The organism is Bifidobacterium sp. ESL0800, assembly GCF_029395355.1.
Classification (GTDB): domain Bacteria; phylum Actinomycetota; class Actinomycetes; order Actinomycetales; family Bifidobacteriaceae; genus Bifidobacterium.
Genome location: NZ_CP113913.1, coordinates 1357537 through 1379646, shown reverse-complemented (window position 1 = coordinate 1379646; position 22110 = coordinate 1357537). Strand labels below are relative to the sequence as shown.

The following is a 22110-nucleotide window of genomic DNA, read 5'->3' as shown; positions in this document are numbered from 1 at the left end:
TTTCAGAGGTTTGATTTGATTGGACATGGACGTTGGTAAACGTCTAGAAATGTTCGCTGGTGTTGAAACCGACGGCCCTAAGGTGAGGGTCGATAATTGAAATATCTGGATATGCGTTCCGGCGTGAGTGCCGGCGGCGCTGACCCGGACTGAGAAGTGAAAGTCAACGTGCCGTCCACCAACGTTGGTGAGGCCAGATAAGCCATACAGCAACCAAGGTCGGACGTTGACAAAGCATTTTGCAGTATGTTGGATAGATAAGAAATTAAACAAAGGAGGAACCCTTGGAGGGTCCCGAAATCAAGGCCGTAGAGGCCGTTATTGACAATGGAACATTTGGCAAGCGCACCTTGCGCTTCGAAACGGGCCGTTTGGCCCAGCAGGCGGACGGCGCCGTAGCCGCCTACCTCGATGACGATTCGATGGTCCTTTCGACCACCACCGCCGGAAGCAGCCCGAAGGAGAACTACGATTTCTTCCCGCTGACCGTCGATGTGGAAGAGAAGATGTACGCCGCCGGCAAGATCCCGGGCTCGTTCTTCCGTCGTGAAGGCCGTCCTTCGAACGACGCCATACTGGCCTGCCGTATCATCGATCGCCCGCTGCGCCCGCTCTTCCCGCACACGCTGCGCAACGAGGTGCAGGTCGTCGAGACCGTGCTTGCCTGCAACCCGGACGATGCCTACGACATGATCGCGTTGAACGCGGCTTCGGCTTCCACCATGATCTCCGGCCTGCCTTTCGAAGGCCCGGTCTCCGGTGTGCGCCTGGCGTTGGTCGACGGCCAGTGGGTCGCCTTCCCGCGTTGGAGCGAGCGTGACCGCGCGGTCTTCGAGCTCGTCGTGGCCGGCCGTGTCGTCGAAAACGGCGATGTCGCCATCGCCATGATCGAGGCCGGCGCCGGCAAGAACGCCTGGAACCTCATCTACGACGAGGGCCAGATCAAGCCGGATGAGGAAGTCGTGGCCGGTGGGCTGGAAGCCGCCAAGCCGTTCATCAAGGTCATCTGCGAGGCTCAGAACGAGCTCAAGGAAAAGGCCGGCAAGGGCAACGACAAGGAATTCCAACTCTTCCCGGAATATACGGACGAGCTCTACAAGCGCATCGACGAAATTGCCCACGCCGACCTCAACGACGCCCTCTCCATCGCGGCCAAGCTGCCGCGTCAGGAGCGCATCCACGAGATCAAGGAAGACGTCCGCGCGCGTCTCGCCGACGAATTCACCGACATGGACGACGCCGAAAAGGAAAAGGAACTCGGCAACGCCTTCAAGGAACTGCAGCGCCAGATCGTGCGCCGTCGCGTCCTGACCGAGGACTTCCGTATCGATGGCCGCGGCCTGCGCGACATCCGCACGCTTTCCGCCGAAGTCGGCATCGTGCCGCGCGTGCACGGTTCCGCGCTCTTCCAGCGTGGCGAGACCCAGATTCTCGGCGTCACCACGCTCAATATGTTGAAGATGGAGCAGACGCTCGACGCCATCTCCGGACCGTCCACCAAGCGTTACATGCACAATTACGAGATGCCGCCGTATTCGACCGGTGAGACCGGCCGTGTCGGCTCCCCGAAGCGTCGCGAGGTCGGCCACGGGGCCCTGGCCGAGAAGGCGCTCGTGCCGGTGCTTCCCAGCAAGGAAGACTTCCCGTACGCCATCCGCCAGGTCTCCGAGGCCATCGGTTCCAACGGTTCGACCTCCATGGGCTCCGTCTGCGCCTCCACGCTCTCGCTGCTCGACGCGGGCGTTCCGCTGAAGGCTCCGGTCGCGGGCATCGCGATGGGCCTCATCTCCGGTGACGTCGACGGCAAGCACATCTACAAGACCCTGACCGACATCCTGGGCGCCGAAGACGCGTTCGGCGACATGGACTTCAAGGTCGCCGGCACCTCCGAGTTCATCACCGCGCTCCAGCTCGACACCAAGCTCGACGGCATCCCCGCCGACGTTCTGGCCGCCGCTCTGCAGCAGGCGAAGGAAGCCCGCACCACGATCCTCGAGGTCATCAACGAGTGCATCGACGCTCCGGCCGAGATGAGCCCGTACGCTCCGCGCATCCTCACCACCACCGTTCCGGTCGACAAGATCGGCGAGATCATCGGGCCCAAGGGCAAGATGATCAACCAGATTCAGGAAGAGACCGGCGCCGACGTTTCTGTTGAGGACGACGGTACCGTCTACATCGCTTCCGAAGGCGGCGACGGAGCCGAGAAGGCCAAGGAGACCATCGACGCCATCGCGCATCCGCACGTCCCCGCTGTCGGCGAGAACTTCAACGGCAAGGTCGTCAAGACCACGAGCTTCGGCGCGTTCGTCAATCTGACCCCCGGCACCGACGGCCTGCTGCATATCTCGCAGATCCGCAACCTCACCAACGGCGAGCGTATCGACGCCGTCGAAGACGTGCTGAAGGAAGGCGACACCGTTGAGGTGACCGTCCAGGGCGTCGACGACCGCGGCAAGATCTCGCTGGCCATTCCCGGCTTCGAGGATCAGGAATCCGGCCCACGCGGCGGTGGTCGTGGCCATCGTGACCATGACCGTGACGAGCGTGGCGGGCGTGGCTATCGCGGCCACCGTGACCATGACCACGATCGAGATGATCGTCGTCGTTCCGATCGCGATGATCGTGATGACCGTCGTTCTCGCCGCAGCCGTGACGACCGCGAGGATCGTGACGATGCTGATTTTGAGGATCGTCCGCGTCGCCGTCGTGAGGACCGTGAGGATCGTCGTCGTTCCGATCGCGATGATCGCGACGACCGTCGTTCTCGCCGTAGTCGTGAGGACCGTGAGGATCGTGACGATGCTGATTTTGAGGATCGTCCGCGTCGCCGTCGTGAAGATCGCGATGATTACCGTCGTTCCGATCGCCACGAAGGACACCGCGGTGGTGGCCGTCGCAACGATCGCAACCCGCGCTATGCCACCGACGATCATTATGACGAATATCGCGAGGACCGCGAAGAGCGCAGCGAGCGTCCGCGCCGCCGTGTCCGCCGTGACTTCGATCCGTTCGATGACTGATCGACTGATTGTCTGATCGATTGATCGGTTGGCTGATGACGTGTTTGATTGATTCAATCCGTTAACCGGCCAATCGCCCGATAGACGATAACTGGCCTGCAACCTGCTTGATTGGGTTGCAGGCCAGTTTGTTTGTTATGGATATGTTTGTTGTGGATGAATGTGCATCGTTCGGCAATTTTTCCCGCGACACGCCTCAAATGTGGATAACCCCTATCATTCGACCACACTACCCGTTTCAGCTTGCGTTCCCGGGTAGGAAGTGGATTGAATGGATATATGAACAATGCACTATCGATTCCTCGGCCAGCACGTACGGATATGCCCTTTGCGCGGCACAAAAGGATATTGCTGCCTGCCGAGGTGAGAGGAAGACCCGTCAGGAGGTTGCGGGCGCAAAAGCCGGCTTCCGTGATTTCCTCGATTCCGCCTCCGGCAAGGTCGCCGTCGTGTGCGAAACCCCGGCCGTGTCGCTCGCCTCGCCCGTTGCCCGTGCTCGCATTGCCGAGTTCCCCGCAATCCTTGAATGCGCCTGATCTGCCGTTGAATGCGTCTGCTATACCACGGACGCGAGGTTTTGTGCAGGCTTTCGGAAGTCTGCCGGCCGGAACGTGGCCATCCGTTGCGTGGAAGGCAACCCCCTTCGCTTCGCCCTCGGCCGCGCCGATGCCCCGTCCTGCCATGGCGCAGGAAAGAAAGGTTCGTCGCTCTCAGACCGCTCCCGTGGTGGTAACGACGCTTACGAGACCTCCGGCGTTGCGCGCAGAGCAGGCAAGCGAGGCCTTTGCGATGCAAGAGATACAAGAGGAACGCAAGGAGCAAGACGGCCGGACTTCATCTCAGGACTTGTCGGAAATCAAAAGCGTTGCTGCCCGCGCGGTCGGCAGGCGCTCGGCGGTTTTCCTCTCGGCGAGTGGGGGAGTGGGGCTGAGCGGGCTCTGTTCGCTGACCGCCTTGCAGCTCAAAAATCGGGGCAGACGCACCGCATTGGTAGATGCGGACTTTGCTTCCGGTGGGCTCGATGTCCTTCTAGGACTTGAAAACGACAAGGGACTGCGGTTCGGCACCCTGAACGCGCCGTTGGGCAAACTCGACGGCGAAGTGCTGTGCAAACGGCTTCCGCATTGGGAAGGCATTCCCGTCCTGGCATTCGATTCATGGAACAGTGAGGTGCCCGAATGGTGGGAGGCCGAGGCTGCGATGGCGGCTTTGGAACGCAGCGTGGACATAGTGCTGGTCGACGGCTCGCGTGGCAGGGTTATCGATATGGTTCCACAGTTGCGGCACGCACTCGTCGTTCTGGTGACCGAACTTTCCGTGCTCGGCCTTGCCCGTTGCAGGGCCTTGATGCAGCGGGTCTCTTCGGGGCGTATAAGCTCGTCCGGTCGAGGTGGCGCCAGCTGTGCTGATGGGACCGATGGCTCCTGCGATCTCTCTGATCGTCTATCCTCTCGTTCGAATGGCGCGGATATCGCGAAGGAAGAGGGCGGTATCCGAAACCTCGAAAACCCCGCACCTGTGCGTCTCGCGGCGATTGTAGGCATCGAGCCGAGAGGAACGTCACGGCGACGGGGCGTGGTGAGTGTCAACGAGGCCAGCGAGTATTTGGGGCATCGGGTCCTTGGACCGATGTGCCTCAACAGCGCGAGAATCAGCGATGCGCTGGAAGGGCTTGGGCTCAAAATCTCGAAGTCCGACCGTTCGGTGATGACGCAGTTGGCCAATGCCCTTAGCGACGCCGTTGAAGGAGATGAGCAGCGATGATGTTCGGACCTCTGGAGGAGCTGGCCCATGAGCCTGCGCTGACCGATATCGCCGTGACCTGCGAGGGCCGGGTGTGGGTCGATCGGGGTAGTGGAATGAGCGAATACCGCCCGGCAGTGCCGTTTCGTTCGCCACAGGTCGTCCGCGAATACGCGACCCAGCTGTGCGCGCAACTGGGCAAGCGGCTCGATGACGCCTGCCCGATCGCCGACGCCTCCAGTGTCGAAGGTATTCGTATCCATGCGGTCATTGCGCCGATTGTGCCTATGGGCGCGAGCATTTCCATACGTTTCCCGAGCCGAACGGTTCCGAGGCTGAGCGGGCTTGGGGCGCGTGGCCTGTTTCCGTCTTCATGGTTCCCGCTGCTGTGCGGCCTGGTTTGCAAACGTGCGACGATACTGATTACCGGCGGTACTGGAGCCGGCAAGACCACACTGCTCAAGGCATTGCTCGCCCAAGCCGATCCTGCCGAGCGCGTGGTCAGTGTCGAGGAGGTGCGGGAACTGGGCACGCTCGGTCGTGGCAATCATGTCTCACTGGTCGTTCGCGAGGCCAATGTGGAAGGTGCGGGGGCGATAGGTCTGCCGGAATTGGTGAAGGCCACGTTGCGTATGCGCCCGGACCGCATCATTCTAGGAGAATGCCGAGGCGAGGAGATCGCCGACCTGCTGCGGGCATTCAACTCGGGGCATCATGGCGGCATGGTCACCCTGCACGCCGACAGCGTCGACCGTGTGCCCTCTCGATTGGTGTCCTTGGGGCTTTTGGCCGGACTTAGCGCGCCGGCTCTGTCGATGCTTGCCGCCGGGGCGTTTGACGTCGTCCTGCATCTTGAGCGCAGCAACGGCAAACGGCGGATTGCGCAGATTGGTCGGCTTTCCAAGGATTCCGAGCGTTTTGTCGGCGAGGCGATAGCGACTTGGGACGGAGCGGGAATGCCGGTTCCCGGGCCCGGATGGGACGCCTTCTTGAGGCATTGGACGGGGTGATTATATGGATTGCAGTGCTTTGATGGCCGGGTTGCTGCTGACGGTTGCGGTTCTTTGCTTTGGATGGCCCAATGTTGCCGGCAAACATCGGGCTCTGGGTTCGGCTTCCGCGGCGACGACACCGATGCACAAGGCCGGTATTCTTTCGTGTGTCGACGCTCTGAGGGCGTCGGTCAAAGCTGGTGGTTCGCTTGAGGAGGCTTTTGCCGAGCAGATGCAGGGCGAACCGTTGTGCGAGACCGCGTCGATGCCCGATCTGGCGCAGTTGCAAGACATCCTGCATTCGCGATTAGGGCCAAAGGAAACGCCGGAACAGGCGGATCAGGCGGCGGTTGAGCTGGACCTGGCCTGCAGGCTCAGCCAAACACTTGGATGCGAGGCCTCGCATTGTCTGGATGCGGTGGCTTCGTCCTATAAACGCAACCGGATGATGAAGAATCTGAAAGACAATGCCTTCACCGTGCCGCGTTCCACCGTAAAGCTCCTCTCCCTATTGCCTTTGGCCACACTCGTTTTGGCGCAGCTGATGGGAGCGGAGCCGATTGCGTTTCTTTTCGGCAACAGTGCGGGGCAGGTTTGTCTGCTGCTGGGAGTGGGAACGTATGCGTTGGGAATGCTGTGGATGAAAGCGTTGATGGATGGTGTGGATGCGGCGCAAAGAGGGCGGAGCGGAGAACGCAAATCGGCAGGATAGAAGAGGTCGAGGCTTGCTGTTTTGCGTAACCGCAGTGAGAAATTGGACAGAGGGTCGTGGTAAAGGCCGCATTTGACGTGGGGGTTGACGCGGAAGCCGTGTTGGATAGCGGATTGAATGCAAAGCCGCGAGAGTCATGAAACCACGATCCGAAACATATCGCAAAAGCAAAGGTCGGTGGCAATGAATGCACTTGTTTCAGGGTGTTTGGCGGCTGTCGCATGGATTTTATGGAACCCGCCTGCGCGGATGCTTTCACGGCAATTGAAGGCTTTGAGCGCAGGTTTTGCGGCCCGTCCGTCACTAGGGGTTATTTTGGAGATGATGGCGGTGGCCATGCGCGAAGGTTCGTCGATTCCCCATGCCCTCGAGGTCATCGGCTCGATTGTAGGCGGAACGCTGGGAGACGGACTTTGCCGGGCCTCGCGTTCCTTGATGCTCGGGTTCAGCTGGGAGGACGCATGGTTCGCGGCTTCTCTGGCCTGTCAAAAGAGCGGAGAAGGTAACGGGCAAGAATCAGGTTCGACGGCCAAGAATGCCCGGAAACGGCAGAATGGCGACGATGATTCGGCTTCGGATGAGGTCGCTGCCGCCCTAGAAGCGTTAACCGTCATTGACGATGCCCTGAAAAGCACGTGGACTCGTGGCGTTTCTCCCGTCGGTCCGTTGGAAAGCGCCGTCGAGCAGCTGGATGCCAGGGCTCGTGCCTCCATCGAGCAATCCGCCCAGAGACTTTCGGTCAGGCTTCTTTTGCCCACGGGTCTTTGTTTTCTGCCGTCATTCATGCTCATCGGCATCGTTCCCGCCATAGGTTCCTTCATCGGGCGCTGAGCCGATATCGGTTGATGTTGACAACTTTTCTTCGATTCCACATTCGATGCACATTTTTTGTGGATGAAAAGCGCGACACGCCCGGAATGTGCATAACCCCGAGCATCCGACCACAGTGCCCGAAATCCCCTCGGTAAACGAGGAACTTCTGTCAGACTAGGAGTGTCGCAACCGCAGCGGCTGCGATGCCAAATTTCGAAGAAATCAAAGGAGTAATCATGGCTAAGGAATTGATGACGATGGATCAAACCGGAACCGGTGCCGTCACGGGTTTTGCTTCCCGCTTGTCCGAGCGTTCAAGGCAGGTCAAGGGGCAGCTGTGTCTGCTCGATGCCCGTTTCCGCACTGCGATGGCGCAACCCGACGAGGGCGCGGCGACGGCGGAATATGCGGTGGTTCTTGTCGCCGCCACGGGGTTTGCGGCGGTGCTGGTGGCTTTGCTCAAATCCGGTGCCGTAAAGACGCTGCTGATGGCGTTGGTCAAGAAGGCGCTCAAGGTGGTCTGAGTTTTCTCGGATCATCGGTAAGGAAACGACGGAAACGGACGATGCGGGTTGCGGGCAGGAGGCAGAGCACGATGACACTTCAGAAGATGCAATCGCAAGGATTGATTGATCGGCAGGATAGGTGCCGCACGCCAATGGCGGCCAGTACAACTGGTGCAGCCGGTCGCTCTCCATTGGCTTACGCACGTCGCCTGTCGCAGAAGTTGCGCGCTCGCGTGGCAGGCAACCGGCATCGTCGTTCCGGCCGTTGCGCTCATTGGCCGGAACGGGGGAACGACGAGGGTGCCGTCACCGCTGAATTTGCCGTGGTGCTTCCGGCGGTGATGGCGATGGCGGTGCTGTTGATGATGCTGGCCCGGGCGGTCACGGTGGAGATGAACTGTCAGGACGCCGCTTCTGCAGCCGCTCGGGTGGCAGTGGTATCCAACAGCGACTCCGAAGCCCGTTTGGCTGCGCGAGATGCCGCCGGCGGTGATGCCAGTGTCTCCATATCGCGAGGGTTCAAGCAGGTCAACGTGACGGTGAGTTGCCGCGTCGTGCCCGATCCCATGCACGTTTTGCCGATGGCCGTGGTCGGCAAGGCGACTGGAGTGATGCAATAATGGGCCGGCAGAAAAGTCGTCTCGACCGAGAAAGGGCCAAATGCATCGATTCAATTGTTTCGATACAAGACCAGGAGCGTCGCCGCCAAGCATCAACGCGATCGTGGTGTGTCGGTTCTGCCGGCTCGACGAATTCAACTATCTCCACTGGTTTGGTGAGTGCGGTTAGTCCGGCGGGTTCGGGTATTTCGGCGGGTTCGACTGATTCGGTTGATTCGGATTGTTTGGCTGCTTCTGCCGGTTCATATGCTTCTGCCGGTTCATCTGATTCTGTTGAACACCCTCGATCTCGGATTCTTCATGTACGTGATGAAGGCTCCGGAACCATCAACGGGGTCATGCTGATTGCCGTCACGGCGATTCTTCTGTCGGCGATCGCCTTGGGCGGCAACCTGCTGGTCTGTGTCTCTCAGGCCCGGTCCGCCGCCGACCAGGCCGCCATCGCCGGAGCGGCGTCCGCACGGGATGGTGATTTCGACCCGTGCCTCAAAGCCAGACTGGCCTCGACGTTGAACAAGTCCTCCCTCATTACATGCAAGGTGAATGAGGAAGATGTCACCGTCAAGGTCGGGGTGAAAACGGCAGTTCCGTTCGCCCCGTTGGTCTCCCGTATGGCTCGTGCCGGGCCGGTAGAATGTTCGTAAGAACACCGCGCAATCGCATTCGTTCACAGCCGGGTCACCATTTCATGTGCCGGTGCCATGGTGTCAATGCCTGAACGTCAGGGCGTGAAAGCCGTGAAGCCGATTCTGTCAGGTGGGCGCAGCGCTGAAGCGATGTGATGGGGAAACGAGTGATTTCGCCGCTGAGGCATGGTGAAAAATAGTCGGGTGAAGGTAGGTTAGAACTATGGCACTTGCATTGTATCGACGGTATCGGCCAGACACATTTGACGGCATCATAGGGCAGGATCAGGTCACCGTCCCGCTTTCCCGGGCATTGGATGAAGGCAAGCTCACCCATGCCTATCTCTTCAGCGGGCCGCGCGGCTGCGGCAAGACCAGTTCCGCGCGAATCCTGGCCCGGTGCATCAATTGTGCCAAGGGCCCGACCTCGCATCCATGCGGCGAATGCGAAAGCTGCAAGGACCTGGCTACCGGCGGCCCCGGTTCGATCGACGTGGTCGAGATCGATGCCGCCAGCCACAACGGCGTTGAGGACGCGCGTGAGCTGCGTGAACGCGCCGCTTTCGCCCCGGCTCGCGATCGATACAAGATCTTCATCCTCGACGAGGCCCACATGGTCACCCAGCAGGGGTTCAACGCCCTGTTGAAGATCGTGGAGGAGCCGCCGGAACACGTCATGTTCATTTTCGCCACCACGGAGCCGGACAAGGTAATCTCGACGATTCGTTCGCGTACCCATCATTACCCGTTCCGTCTGGTGCCTCCGGAGGTCATGGGGCCGTATCTGGAGGAGGTGTGCGACAAGGAGAAGATCGATCTGGAACCAGGTGTGCTGAAGCTCACCATGCGGGCCGGCGGCGGTTCGGTGCGAGACACGCTTTCCGTGCTCGATCAGCTGATGGCCGGAGCCGTAGACAACGAGGTGTCATACGATTCCGCGGTGGCTCTGCTTGGGTTTACCCCCGACGAACTTATCGGCGAGGCGATTGACGCCGTTATCGACAAGGACGGCGAGAGACTTTACGGCGTGGTTGAAAAGGTCGTGGTAGGCGGCTTCGAACCCAGACGGTTCGTAGAGGATCTGCTCTCGCGTGTCCGTGATTTGCTCGTGCTCACCCTCGGTGGTGAGAAAGCCGAAAACGTGCTGAGCGACGACTCTGCGGTCGAGGACATGAGCGATTTGCACCGCCAGTCCAAAGCGTTGGGGCTTTCGACCCTTACGGCGATGGCCGAGACCATCAACGACACCTTGGGCAATATGACCGGTGCGATTTCCCCTCGTATGCGTCTGGAACTCTTGGCCGCGAAACTGCTGGCCGGCCGCGAGAACGGTTTTGCGCCGAGTGCGGTCCAAGCCGGAACCGGTGCCGCGAGTACGGGCTCATCACGGCCTGCTGCCGCCAACAACGAGTCCCGGCAAGGCAACAATGCGCCGCAGAGCCGTGGTGGCTTCATCGGTTCGAGCAGAAACGCTGCGAACCAGCGGCAAAACAATCGTCAGGCAGGTGCCGGCCCGGCAGCCGCTTCCCAAGCTCCGGAGCAGCATAACGCTTCACGGACTCAGCAGGTTGGCAATAATCCCGATTCGCCGGTTGCGGGCACAGGCACCGCATCTGTATCTGCGTCGGCCGGTATCGGTGAACCTCACGGATGGCAAGGTAATGCGAACGGTGGAATGCAACCAGATCGGCATTCTTCTGATCCCAATGCAGCAACCAACGCAGCCGGTTCCAACCCTGAACGACAGCAAGGCGATCAGAAGGCCGCGACGGTACAGGTGAACGTCGATCCGAATGCCACCGTCGAGCAACGATGGGATATCGTGCTCAAGTCATTGCCGGAGGATGTGCGTGGGTATGTCGCGCACGACAAGGTGCCCACGGTTTCGTTGGCGAGAAACGATGCCGGCAAGTCTCGCCTGTCGATGACCTTTGATTGCCCCTTGAGCCAGCATGCCTTCGCTTTGGCGCTTGCCTCCGATGCCGAACACAACGGTCAGAAGGCCGCCAACGTGGTGCTCGCCGGGGTGCGCTCCGTCTTTGGGCCTCACACGATGATCGCTCCGACCGGGGTGGCCGCGAACGGTGAAAAAGTCGTTTCCACCAAGCGTATGAAGCCCGAAGAACTTGCCAAGGTCAAGCGTGATATCGCGCTTGCCAAGGTCTCTGCGACCGGAGGGCTGGGTATGGCCGCCGGGCAGAGCGGGCATAGCGCCTCGGCTCCCAAGGAGCAGAAGAAGGCGCAAGCCGATGCCGCCGGCGAATCCGATGATTCCTCCCATCGAGCCGCTTATCCGGTAGGCGGGAACGGCAGGGACGGCGAGACCGTAAGTCGAGCCGATAGTACTGACACGAAACCCGGAAACGGTTCATCGCAAGGTGATGCCGCAGGAGCAGGTGTACCCGCAACGAACCGGGAACATGATGCGCAGAACCTTGCGAACCCGATGGCCATGAGCCCAGGATCGCAAAATCCGATGGACGACGATTACGATCCGTGGATGAATCCGCTGCCGGCGCCGGGCTCTGGCAACGGTACAGCAACGAATTCAACCGGAGGACGACAAGCGGCGGCGACTTCCGGCGGCAACGCCTCGCAACAGTTCGATGGCAACGCTACAGGCCGGCCTGCGCCCGTCGAAGGATCGGCGAATCAGGCTGTCGAGCATCACAAGAAGCATGTCGCGGTGCCTGATCTGAGCGACGGCATCGACCCATGGGCCACGCCTTCGTCCGATCAGGCTGCAGCCGGTTCCAGCTCCGGCGCAGCCGGAACCGACGGTGATTCTGCAGGCCGGCAGTCGGGAGACACAGGTGCGGCGCGCAACGCGACATCCGCTTCCGGTCCCGACAATTGGCAGACGAGGCCGCCGGATTCATCCGCCAACGGCTCCTATGCCTCACCGGACGGTATAGATGCTGGGAGGAAGCCGATAGCTGCGGAATCGAATAATTCTCGATCACGGTCCGCTGCCCCGAACGGCAGCCCCGCCGCTAATCCCGATGACAGGGGAGACGTGGCCGCACGGTTCCAATATGCCGATGACTCGGCCGAAGACGCCGATCAGCGTCCACGGGTAGCGGCCGAGGACGATGACTATTCGATGAGCGACCAGTCGTTGGGTGATGTCACGGCCGTGGGGCTGGATGAGCTTTCCAAGCTGTTCGATGTCAAGAAGGTCGAGACCTTCAAGGCGGACGATCCGAAGAATCCCAAGAACATCAAACCGGCGGAAAAGCATCCCGAAGAGGAGAGGTAGCAAGTAGATGGCATTGGCTTATGACGGCGCGATACAGCGTCTTATCGATGGTTTCGCGCGCCTGCCGGGCATCGGTCCCAAGGGTGCCCAGCGCATAGCTTTCTATCTGCTTTCGGCCAGTGACGAGGAGGCTCAGGACCTCGCCGACGCCATCCGTGAGGTCAAGGAGAAGGTGCGCTTCTGCGAGATTTGCGGCAATGTGTGCGAGACGAGCCCGTGCCCGGTCTGCTCGGATCCGCGCCGCGACCATTCCATCATCTGCGTGGTCGAGGAGCCGAAAGACGTGATGAGCATCGAGCGCACCCGCGAGTTCCACGGCGTCTATCATGTGCTGGGCGGCGCCATCAACCCGATGGCCAACGTCGGCCCAGGCGACCTGGCCATTCCCAAGCTGCTTGACAGGCTTAAAACCGACGAGGTCAAAGAGATCATTCTGGCGCTGGACCCCAATATCGAAGGGGAAGCCACGGTGACTTATCTCAGCCGCTTGCTTTCTCCGCTCGGTCTCAAGGTCACGCGTCTTGCCAGCGGTTTGCCAGTTGGTAGTGACTTGGAATACGCGGATGAAATCACGCTGGGCCGTGCCTTGGAGGGCCGCCAGGAAGCCTGAGCGCTGCCTTCGAAAGCATTGAAGGAAACTGTTCATCGGGCTTGCCTTGGCATTGAGAAAAGCCTGAGCGCTCGCATCGTATGCCCGTATGGTGATAAGCGGCCCAGTCGGGCGGGAGACTGGCCTATAATTCAATCATTACTGTCAAAAGTCGGCCATAAGAACGGGTTACGTCGCACTTTTCTTGTGTCATGCCTTTTGTTGGTCGATGTCGAGATGTGGCGGCATGCATTTTTCAGATGCATCTGCCGGAGAGAACAAGGGGAGAATTGTGGCGCTGATCGTGCAGAAATACGGCGGGTCCTCCGTGGCCGACGCCGAGTCCATCAAGCGCGTCGCCAAAAGAATCGTGGAGACAAAACGTAAGGGCAACAACGTCGCCGTCGTCGTTTCGGCGATGGGGGACACCACCGACGACCTGATTGACCAGGCGATGAGCATCGATTCCAATCCTCCCGCCCGCGAGATGGACATGCTGATGACCGCTGGCGAGCGCATCTCGATGAGCCTTCTGGCGATGGCTATCCACGCCGACGGCGAGCGCGCCTACTCCTTCACCGGTTCGCAGGCTGGCTTCATGACCGACGCCCGTTTCGGAGCGGCACATATCAAATCCGTGAAACCCGAGCGCGTGGCCCATGTCGTCGACGATGGCAAGATCGCCATTGTCGCCGGATTCCAAGGCATCAACGCCGATGGCGATTACACCACGTTGGGCCGTGGCGGTTCCGATACCTCGGCGGTGGCGCTCGCAGTGGCAATGGGTGCCGATATCTGCGAGATCTACACCGACGTGGACGGCATCTTCACCGCGGACCCGCGTATCGTTCCCAGCGCGCGGCGCATCCCCTCCATCGGCTACGATGCCATCCTCGAAATGGCCTCCTGCGGTTCGAAGGTCCTCGCCTTGCGTTGCGTCGAATACGCCCAGCGTTTCAATATGCCGTTGCATGTGCGCAGCTCGTTCTCGCACCGGATGGGTACGTTGGTGGTGCCGGAGGGTGTCGATGCGCGCAAATTGCCGAATCTGGATTAAACAATCCGAGAATGGGCCGGTTAGCACGGATTCATCAAGAAAATATATGGATATGAACTTCAACGGCAAGAGAGCAAAGGAAACACAATGAGCAGTGACAATACGAAAGACGAGGGCGTGAATTTGAGCGATCAAGGCAAAACCGGCGAAACCGGCGAAACCGACAATAAATCGATGGGCGACATCTTCCCGGATCTCGGCCCCGAGACCCCGGTGATTTCCGGCGTTGCGCACGACCGCACCGAATCCCTCGTGACGGTGCGCGGTGTTCCCGACGAGCCCGGCATGGCCGCACGCGTGTTTACCGAACTGGCCAAAAGCGGCATCAACGTCGACATGATCGTGCAGGCAGGAGCTTCGACGGGCAAGGCCGACATCTCCTTCACTGTGCCCGATGCCACGGTGAAAACGGTGGAGAAAGCGCTCGACGGCAAAAAGGCCGAGCTCGGTTACGGTTCCTATTTCGTCGATTCCGAGGTCGGCAAGGTCGCGGTGGTGGGCGTGGGCATGAAAACCCATTCCGGTCTCGCCGCCAAGTTCTTCGAATCCCTGAGCGCCAAGCATATCAACGTGATGATGATCTCGACCTCCGAGATCCGCATCGCCGCCCTCGTCCCGCTCGACCAGCTCGACGACGCGGTGCGCGCGTTGCACACAGCGTACGGCCTCGACGCCGATCAGGTGGAAGCGGTGGTCTACGGCGGCACCGGCCGCTGAACGCCGTGCATCGCTGGCTGTCATATCGTTCGGTGAAGTCATTGACTTGAAAAGATATGGGCGCATCGTATTGGCCAACCAGCCAGATGCGATGCGCCCGGGCATAACGTGGATATGGCCGATAACGGGGTTGGATACGAGTGGTTCGATGATCGGCGGTGTCGGTGATCAATCACCGTCCATTTGCGTAATCGGGTATCCGCTTCTGTCATGTCTCATAAAGCCGCGTGCAGCCGTCCCCGCGCAGTACCTTGCGCTATGATGTGGCACGTAGCGCCCCGCAGTGTTTCACTTTGGAGCGATGGATGTCTCATGAGGTTGCGGCTGCGGAAGCCACGAGTGAACGGCCGCCAAAGGGGAGGAAACAGATGACTGAATCTAACGGAGAACAGCGCAAGGTCAACGTAGCGGTGCTGGGGGCCACCGGACAGGTCGGCATGGTCATGCGTCGCGTGCTTGACGAGCGGAATTTCCCCATTGATAATCTGCGTTTCCTGGCTTCCTCACACTCGGCGGGCACCGTGCTCAAATGGCGCGACCGCAGCATCGTGGTCGAGGACGTGGCCAACGCCGATCTCAAGGGCATCGATATCGCGATCTTCTCCGCCGGCGGTGGCACTTCGAAGGTCTGGGCGCCGAAATTCGCCGAGGCCGGCGCCTATGTCATCGACAATTCCTCGCAATGGCGTATGCACGACGACGTGCCGCTGGTGGTGGCCGAGGCCAATCCCGACGATCTTGACGACATTCCCCGTCGCATTGTCGCGAACCCGAACTGCACCACCATGGCCTGCATTCCGGTGCTGAAGGCACTCGATACCCACTTCGGCCTGAAGCGGCTGATTGTCAGCTCTTATCAGGCGGTTTCGGGAGCCGGACGCGCAGGCGTCGAGCAGTTGATGAACGAAGCCAAGGCCGCCGTCGACCAAGGTGCCGACAAGCTCGTCTTCGACGGTTCCGCCATCGATTTCCCCAAGCCTACCAAGGTCGTGCGCACCATTGCCTTCAACGCCGTGCCGTTCATCGGCGCCATCGTCGACGACGGCAGCGAGGAGACCGACGAGGAGCAGAAGTTGCGTAACGAAAGCCGCAAGATTCTGCACTTGCCCGACCTCGCCGCCTCCTGCACCTGCGTGCGCGTCGGCGTTTTCACCGCGCACGGCATGTCGGTCAACGCCGAATTCGAGCGCGACGTCACCCCCGACATGGCCCGCGAGGTGCTGAAGGACGCGCCGGGCGTCGAGCTTGCCGACATCCCCACCCCGCAGCTGGCCGCCGGCAAGGACCCGAGTTTCGTCGGCCGCATCCGCCAGGACCAGGCCGTCGACGGCAAGAAGGGACTGGCGTTCTTCATCGCCAACGACAACCTGCGCAAGGGCGCCGCCCTGAACGCCGTCGAGCTCGCCGAGATCGTGGCACGCAAGCACTTCGGCGCATGACTCGTCGCGTCGTTAATGCGGTGAAAATCGTCGAAAGAACTTCAAATCGCTGATTTTCATCGCAACGTCATTTGGCGATGCGATGAAAATCAGCGAAAACGGTTCAGAATCTTGTTTTTTAGCGCAACTTGGGCAGTGAGGTGAACGAGCCTACTGACTGAAGTTCGCCAGCTACAGAGATAATCACGAAAATGTGCCCAAATGTGTGATTATCTTTGCATGGGTGCATTTTTAATCATAAAAAAGGGCCTGAAACTGTGATTATCTTTGCAGGGGCTATGAGTATGCGGAGATAATCACAGAATATGGTGCAAAAGTGTGAGTATCTCTGCATAGGTACCGCAGAAGCAGTCGTAATCGCATGATGAGTGCTTCGGCGTGTATCTGTTGCGCCTGACATACCGGTCGCGTGGCATACTGGGGGTATGTCGAAGGCATCAAAAGAAGCGCAGAAACAACTGGATCGCATCGTGGCGTTGGGCTATCCCGACGTCGCGGATATGAGCGCGGCGGCGTTCCGTGCGCTCGCGCGGCCGTTGATCGACGCGCTGAAAGACAGCGACTTGGGCGAGAACATCCTTCTTGTGCCTACCCACGAGTTGGTCAGCCCCGAATCGTTGATCGCCCGAACCAGCATCAATCGCATGGCCGGCTTCACCACCATGCCCCCGCGCGACGTCGCCAGTTTTCTGCCGCAGGCGGGTTTCGAGCCGCCGGAAGGCCCGTTCTATCTGGTGGTCGATCCGCATACCGGCACCGCCTACGTCAACCGCGAGCCGGACGTGGCCCGCAAGCTCATCGATTCCGACGAGCGTATGCCGCTGACCCTTGAAGAGGGCCTCGCCATCGCCACCCAGCATCCCGATTGGCTGGTGAAGAAAAACGGCTTCAACCTGCTCGGCTCCCGCAGCGCCGACGGCCGCGTGCCGAGCATCTGGATGAGTCAGAACGCCCCGCGTCTGGGCTCGGTCTGGCCCACCTCCCGTCACACGTGGCTCGGCAACGCCTACTGCCAGGCGCGTCGCGGCATCTCCCTGTTCCACTGATCCGTCACCCCTCATCAACATCAAAAGTCCCTTTTTGATTGATGTTGGTGCCACCAAGTCCCCTGTTTTTGGGTGATTTGGTGTCGAAAGTGCTATTTTTCGCCATCTTGGTGCACCAAGATGGCCGTTTGAGCGAGATTGATGTGAAAAGTGGCGTTTTTGATGGGGGTTGGTGGCACCAACATAGCTGAAAGATGTCGATTCGGGAGGGGTTTCGGACTTTTGGGACACAAAGATGTCGCATCCCGAAACAGTTGTGCCGCCTGCCTTGGTTGCGGCTATAGTAAGTCTTTATATCCGTCATCATCACGGTGACGGCATCTCGTTGTAGTCGTGTCGCAACGTGCGGTACGCAACAAAAAAGAAAAGGAGGAGTGATGGGTCAGGATCAAGCATCATCGGTATTTGATCTCGCGGCGGTTGCCACACAATCCAATGGAGGTAACAATGACCTGCTGCTGCCTCCCCGGCGTTTCGTAGGAGAACCGCAGAAGCCCAGCAAAATGCCGTATACGAAGTATGTGGCCTACGACAAGCAGGTTCCGTTCGATTACCCCGAACGCACCTGGCCGACTAAAAAACTGCGCCGCGCCCCGCGCTGGTGCTCGGTCGATCTGCGCGATGGCAATCAGGCGCTGGTCAACCCGATGGATTCCGAGCGCAAGCTGCGTTTCTGGAACCTCCTGATTTCGATGGGCTTCAAAGAGATCGAAGTCGGTTTCCCCTCGGCTTCCGACACGGATTACGATTTCGTGCGTCTGCTGATCGAACGCGAGCTCATCCCCGATGATGTCACCATCGTCGTGCTGACCCAGGCCCGCGAACATCTGATCCGCAAGACCTACGAATGTCTGCGCGGTGCCAAAAGAGCCGTCGTGCATTTCTACAATTCCGTTTCCGTCCTTCAGCGCGAGGTCGTCTTCCGCAAGGACAAGGCGGGCATCAAGAAGCTGGCGACCGATGCGGCCGAACTGTGCAAGGACCTCGAAGGGGCGGCCGACGACACGGATTTGTATTATGAGTATTCGCCGGAATCGTTCACCGGCACCGAGCCGGATTACGCCGTCGAGGTGTGCAACGCCGTCATCGACGTCATCAAGCCGACGCCGGAGCACAAGATGATCATCAACCTGCCGGCCACCGTCGAGATGACCACGCCGAACGTCTTCGCCGACGAGGTCGAGTATGTCTCCCGCAACCTCAAAGACCGCGATTCCATCGTGCTTTCGCTGCATCCGCACAACGACGAGGGCATGGGCGTGGCCGCTGCGGAACTGGCTGTGCTCGCCGGGGCCGACCGCGTCGAAGGATGCCTCTTGGGCAACGGCGAACGTACCGGCAACGTCGATCTGGTGACGCTGGGCCTCAACATGCTCACGCAAGGTGTTGATCCGCAGATCGATTATTCGGATGTTCCGAAGATTCGCAAGACCGTCGAATACTGCAACCAGCTCACCATCTCCGAGCGTCATCCCTACGCCGGCAGCTTCGTGTTCACCGCCTTCTCCGGCTCCCATCAGGACGCCATCAAGAAGGGGCTCGAGGCCCGTCAGGCCGTGGCCGAAGAGCGCGGGGCGAACCTCGACGATTTCGTCTGGCTCGTACCCTACCTGCCCATCGACCCCAAGGACATCGGCCGCAGCTACAAGGCCATCATCCGCGTCAATTCGCAGTCCGGCAAGGGCGGCATGGCCTACTTGCTCAAGACCAACCACAACCTCGACCTCCCGAAGCGCCTGCAGATCGAATTCGAGAAGGTCGTGCAGGACTACGCCGACAAGACCGACAAAGAGGTCAAGGACGACGATATCTGGAGGCTCTTCAAGGACGAGTACCTTCCGGTCGAGGAAAACGGCGCGTTCGCGATCGGCGAGGCCGTGGGCGACAATGGCGACGACGATCTGCAATCGTGGGGCCGCCTGAAGCTCTTGAACGTCTCGGTTTCCTCGGGCGCGGACGGTTCCGACACCGTGTTGAAGGCCAAGCTCTTGGACCGCGGTGCCGAGCCGGGCGCCGACCCGATCGAGCGCGAGGTCAGTGGCGCCGGCAACGGCCCGCTTGACGCCTTCCTCAACGCGCTTTCGTCCATCGCCATTTCAGTCAGCGTCATGGATTACGCCGAGCACGCGATGACCGCCGGCACCGACGCGATGGCCGCCTCGTACGTCGAGTGCCAGATCGGTGGCGAGGCCAATGCCAAAATCATCTGGGGCGTCGGCATCGATTCGTCGATTACCACCAGCTCGCTGAAGGCGGTCATCTCCGCGATCAACCGTTCGATACGCTAGGGTTCCATACAATCCAAGAGTTATCAATAGGTATCAAGAGATATCAATAGATATCAAGCAATAGATATCAAGCAATAGATATCGAGGGATACCAAAAGCGGGCTTGCTTTCCATAGGCAAGCCCGCTTTTGGTTTATTCGGCGGAATCCGATTTGTTTGGTTTCTTGTTGTGGCTGCTTGTTGCCGTTCCAGCCCTAATGGCTTTATTGCGACGAAGATTCGGCGTTGCCGCTTTCGCCGCTATCAGTGTTGGTGGGCCCCTCGGTCGTCTCCGTTGCCTCGGATGAGCTGTCGGAGTCGTTGGACTCGGTTCCGGCGCCGGTCTCGTTACTGCCGCCTGTGGTGCTACCGGTGTTGCTGGAATCTATACCTTCGGAGCTGTAATACTTGCGGCTTCCCCACCCGGAATATGAGGAACCTGCCCCTGTGCCCCACGTGCCGTCGGGGCCGCCGATCTTGCCTTCGTCCTTGGCCACGGGGAACGCCTCGTTGGGCGTGTCGGCCAGCGCCTGCTTCATGTATTGGGTGAACAGGTGCACCGGGTAGTCGCTGCCGGTGCCGTAATAGCCGATGGACGGCATCGGCAGGGGCTTGCCCTTGTTGTTCGGGTCGGGGTTCCACATCGCGAACACGGTCACGGTGTTCGGCGAGAAGCCGGCGAAGCTGCCTGCCGTCGAATCGTTGGCGGTGCCGGATTTGCCGGCCACGGCCTTGCCGATTTTGAGCGCTTCGGTCGCGGTGCCATATTGCACGGTTCCTGTCATCGCCTTGGTCACGAGCGCGGCGTCATTGGCGCTGAAGACCCTCGTGGTGTCGGTGGGTGAGCGGTACATATCCTTGCCCTGCGAGTCCTTGACGGACGCGACGATATGCAGCGTCGGTTTGTTGCCCTGGTTGGCGATGGTGGAATAGGCCTGGGCGATGTCTTTGACATGCACGCTGTCGTTGCCCAACACGGTGAAGGCGTTGTCTCCGGTCACGAGCTTCGGGTCCATGCCCGCGGCTTGGGCGGTCTGGGCCACCTTCTTGGTCCCCAGATGCTGCTGCAGGTCCATGTAGATGGTATTCACCGAGTTCGCCGTGGCGTTGTAGAGGTTGGTGTAGCCGAAGCTCTGGTTGCCGAAGTTCTGCACCGGCGTGTTGATATTGGTGAACGTGCGCGGGGAGTTGCCGTTGAAGGTCGTGCTGAGGTTGACGCCTTCCTCGGCCGTGGCCATCAGCGCGAACGGTTTCATCGTCGACCCGGGTTCGTAGAGGGCCTGGGTCGCGTTGTTGAGCGGCTTGGTCAGGTAGTCGTCGCCGCCGTACAGCGAGATGATCGATCCGTCCTTGGGATTGACGCTCATGCCGCCGATTTGCACGCCGGCAGGCACCAACCCGTTGCCGTCCTGCGAGGGGCTGGCGACCTTGAACATCAGATCCTGCTTGCCTTTGTCGATGGTGGTGACGATGGTATAGCCGCCGGTGTCGATGTCGTCGCGGGTAAAGGCCCCGCTGCCGGTCAGTTCGTCCCGCACCATCTGCAGGATATAGCCGTTGGTGCCTTTGTACGAGCTTTGCTGCGATTGCGGAGGCACGGTCGACGGCATTTTCGGGTTGGCCGCGGCGTCTTTGGCGCTGATGTAGTGCTGACGCTCCATGATGCCGATGACGCGTGTATAGCGTTGCTGCGCGCGCTTGGGGTTGACCGCCGGGTCCCAGTTCGAAGGAGCTGGAATGATGCCGGCCAGCAGCGCCGCCTCGGGCATGGTCATGTCTTTGGCGTCTTTGTTGAAGTAGGCCTTCGACGCGGCCTCGATGCCGTAGGCTCCGCGTCCCAGATAAATCGTGTTCATATAGTTGCACAGGACCTTGTCCTTGTCCTGCGACTTCGTGATCTTCATCGCCAGAATCGCTTCGCGCACCTTGCCGGAGTAGGTGTGGGTGTCGCCCATATAATAGCGTTCCGCGTATTGCTGGGTGATGGTGGAGGCGCCTTGGCGTGCGCCGCCGCTGACGTTGTTGAGGAAGGCGCGCGCAATGCCTTTGAAATCGACGCCGGTGTCTTGGTAGAACGTCTGGTTTTCACTGGCCACCATGGATTGCCCGATGTATTTGGGCAGGGCGTCGCAACTGATGATCTCGCGGTTCTGGGTGGCGAAATCGCCGACGGGCGTGGTGCCGTCTGCGTAATAGACTTTCGTTTTCTCGGCCATCGCGATTTTTTCTGGGAGAGGAATTTCGGTGGTGGCGTAAAGATAGGCGAACACACCGGCTCCGACGAGGGCGAGCAGGGCGATGATGCCCAGCGTCCATTTGAGAATACGATGTTTGTGCTTTTTTGGTGCTTTGCGTTGTGGGCCCTGTTTTCTCGGACGGTTGTTCGCGGCGTTGGCGCTGCGGCGTGGGTATTGGCCGCGCGCTGTCTTGGCGTGTTGGTGTTTGCGTTTGGGCTTTGTCCTACCTGTGCCTGCGGCGCGCGCCGAAGCCGTGCGAAACTCTGTGACCATGCCAACTACCGTAATGGTTGCCCCTGAAAAACGACTGGGATTGGCGGGCAAAAGTGGTTTAGTTGTGCAGTTTCGGTAACGAAAGATAGGGAGGCTTTCTCGGCTCGCTGTTGTTTTCGCAAATACGGGCATAATCCTTGCCTAAGCTCTATCATACGGTTGATGAGTATCCATTTATGCGATTTCTGTTA

At 59.9% G+C, this 22110-nt stretch carries 17 protein-coding genes; 16 read left to right on the top strand and 1 reads right to left on the bottom strand.

The window, feature by feature from the left end; translation table 11 throughout:
- The first annotated feature begins 284 nt into the window (after positions 1-284).
- From OZX75_RS05480 to leuA, 16 genes are all read left to right on the top strand, one after another.
- A complete protein-coding gene (locus OZX75_RS05480) occupies positions 285-3023 on the top strand; it encodes a polyribonucleotide nucleotidyltransferase (RefSeq protein WP_277145662.1) in 2739 nt (912 codons plus the stop codon).
- Positions 3024-3160: 137 nt separating this feature from the next.
- The gene (locus OZX75_RS05475; protein WP_277145661.1) at positions 3161-3559 is read left to right on the top strand and encodes a hypothetical protein; all 399 of its coding nucleotides are present in this window, start codon (positions 3161-3163) and stop codon (positions 3557-3559) included.
- Positions 3560-3812: 253 nt separating this feature from the next.
- Positions 3813-4787, top strand: a complete 975-nt coding sequence (locus tag OZX75_RS05470; RefSeq protein ID WP_277145660.1) for a CpaE-like family protein — start codon at positions 3813-3815, stop codon at positions 4785-4787.
- A complete protein-coding gene (locus OZX75_RS05465) occupies positions 4784-5776 on the top strand; it encodes a TadA family conjugal transfer-associated ATPase (protein ID WP_277145659.1) in 993 nt (330 codons plus the stop codon). Before OZX75_RS05470 ends, OZX75_RS05465 begins: the two co-directional genes overlap by 4 nt.
- Positions 5777-5780: 4 nt before the next feature.
- Positions 5781-6470: a type II secretion system F family protein gene (locus OZX75_RS05460; RefSeq protein ID WP_277145658.1), complete on the top strand. Its 690-nt coding sequence runs from the start codon at positions 5781-5783 to the stop codon at positions 6468-6470.
- Between the two features lie 321 nt (positions 6471-6791).
- The gene (locus OZX75_RS05455; RefSeq protein ID WP_525930282.1) at positions 6792-7301 is read left to right on the top strand and encodes a hypothetical protein; all 510 of its coding nucleotides are present in this window, start codon (positions 6792-6794) and stop codon (positions 7299-7301) included.
- A gap of 218 nt (positions 7302-7519) precedes the next feature.
- Entirely contained in the window at positions 7520-7807 is a 288-nt protein-coding gene (locus OZX75_RS05450; RefSeq protein ID WP_348519483.1) for a DUF4244 domain-containing protein, read from the top strand.
- Between the two features lie 134 nt (positions 7808-7941).
- A complete protein-coding gene (locus tag OZX75_RS05445) occupies positions 7942-8409 on the top strand; it encodes a TadE family type IV pilus minor pilin (protein WP_348519482.1) in 468 nt (155 codons plus the stop codon).
- Positions 8409-9053: an Rv3654c family TadE-like protein gene (locus OZX75_RS08650; RefSeq protein WP_525930231.1), complete on the top strand. Its 645-nt coding sequence runs from the start codon at positions 8409-8411 to the stop codon at positions 9051-9053. The genes OZX75_RS05445 and OZX75_RS08650 overlap by 1 nt, the downstream gene beginning before the upstream one ends.
- Before the next feature lie 205 nt (positions 9054-9258).
- A complete protein-coding gene (dnaX, locus tag OZX75_RS05435) occupies positions 9259-12294 on the top strand; it encodes a DNA polymerase III subunit gamma/tau (protein WP_277145655.1) in 3036 nt (1011 codons plus the stop codon).
- Between the two features lie 7 nt (positions 12295-12301).
- Positions 12302-12904, top strand: coding sequence for a recombination mediator RecR (recR, locus tag OZX75_RS05430; RefSeq protein WP_277145654.1), 603 nt, complete (start codon positions 12302-12304; stop codon positions 12902-12904).
- A 271-nt stretch (positions 12905-13175) separates the two neighbouring features.
- A complete protein-coding gene (locus OZX75_RS05425; RefSeq protein WP_277147445.1) occupies positions 13176-13940 on the top strand; it encodes an aspartate kinase in 765 nt (254 codons plus the stop codon).
- A 174-nt stretch (positions 13941-14114) separates the two neighbouring features.
- Positions 14115-14657, top strand: coding sequence for an ACT domain-containing protein (locus tag OZX75_RS05420; RefSeq protein WP_277147443.1), 543 nt, complete (start codon positions 14115-14117; stop codon positions 14655-14657).
- 368 nt (positions 14658-15025) lie between these two features.
- Positions 15026-16096 (top strand): aspartate-semialdehyde dehydrogenase, encoded by a 1071-nt coding sequence (locus OZX75_RS05415; protein ID WP_277145653.1) that lies wholly within the window; start codon positions 15026-15028, stop codon positions 16094-16096.
- Between the two features lie 425 nt (positions 16097-16521).
- Positions 16522-17142 (top strand): DUF5701 family protein, encoded by a 621-nt coding sequence (locus OZX75_RS05410; protein ID WP_277145652.1) that lies wholly within the window; start codon positions 16522-16524, stop codon positions 17140-17142.
- Between the two features lie 377 nt (positions 17143-17519).
- Complete coding sequence (gene leuA, locus OZX75_RS05405) at positions 17520-19430, top strand: 2-isopropylmalate synthase (RefSeq protein WP_277145651.1); 1911 nt, start codon at positions 17520-17522, stop codon at positions 19428-19430.
- 203 nt (positions 19431-19633) lie between these two features.
- Here the strand turns inward: leuA and OZX75_RS05400 are convergent, their stop codons facing one another.
- On the bottom strand, positions 19634-21919 hold the full coding sequence (locus OZX75_RS05400) for a transglycosylase domain-containing protein (RefSeq protein ID WP_277145650.1): 2286 nt from the start codon (positions 21917-21919) through the stop codon (positions 19634-19636).
- Positions 21920-22110: the final 191 nt, after the last annotated feature.

Bases quoted from the DNA above. Each gene is read 5' to 3' on its own strand.
- OZX75_RS05475 (WP_277145661.1), top strand. From the start codon at position 3,161: ATGGATATGTTTGTTGTGGATGAATGTGCATCGTTCGGCAATTTTTCC.
- OZX75_RS05470 (WP_277145660.1), top strand. From the start codon at position 3,813: ATGCAAGAGATACAAGAGGAACGCAAGGAGCAAGACGGCCGGACTTCA.
- OZX75_RS05465 (WP_277145659.1), top strand. From the start codon at position 4,784: ATGATGTTCGGACCTCTGGAGGAGCTGGCCCATGAGCCTGCGCTGACC.
- OZX75_RS05460 (WP_277145658.1), top strand. From the start codon at position 5,781: ATGGATTGCAGTGCTTTGATGGCCGGGTTGCTGCTGACGGTTGCGGTT.
- OZX75_RS05455 (WP_525930282.1), top strand. From the start codon at position 6,792: ATGATGGCGGTGGCCATGCGCGAAGGTTCGTCGATTCCCCATGCCCTC.
- OZX75_RS05450 (WP_348519483.1), top strand. From the start codon at position 7,520: ATGGCTAAGGAATTGATGACGATGGATCAAACCGGAACCGGTGCCGTC.
- OZX75_RS05445 (WP_348519482.1), top strand. From the start codon at position 7,942: ATGGCGGCCAGTACAACTGGTGCAGCCGGTCGCTCTCCATTGGCTTAC.
- OZX75_RS08650 (WP_525930231.1), top strand. From the start codon at position 8,409: ATGGGCCGGCAGAAAAGTCGTCTCGACCGAGAAAGGGCCAAATGCATC.
- dnaX (WP_277145655.1), top strand. From the start codon at position 9,259: ATGGCACTTGCATTGTATCGACGGTATCGGCCAGACACATTTGACGGC.
- recR (WP_277145654.1), top strand. From the start codon at position 12,302: ATGGCATTGGCTTATGACGGCGCGATACAGCGTCTTATCGATGGTTTC.
- OZX75_RS05420 (WP_277147443.1), top strand. From the start codon at position 14,115: ATGGGCGACATCTTCCCGGATCTCGGCCCCGAGACCCCGGTGATTTCC.
- OZX75_RS05415 (WP_277145653.1), top strand. From the start codon at position 15,026: ATGACTGAATCTAACGGAGAACAGCGCAAGGTCAACGTAGCGGTGCTG.
- OZX75_RS05410 (WP_277145652.1), top strand. From the start codon at position 16,522: ATGTCGAAGGCATCAAAAGAAGCGCAGAAACAACTGGATCGCATCGTG.
- leuA (WP_277145651.1), top strand. From the start codon at position 17,520: ATGGGTCAGGATCAAGCATCATCGGTATTTGATCTCGCGGCGGTTGCC.
- OZX75_RS05400 (WP_277145650.1), bottom strand. From the start codon at position 21,919: ATGGTCACAGAGTTTCGCACGGCTTCGGCGCGCGCCGCAGGCACAGGT.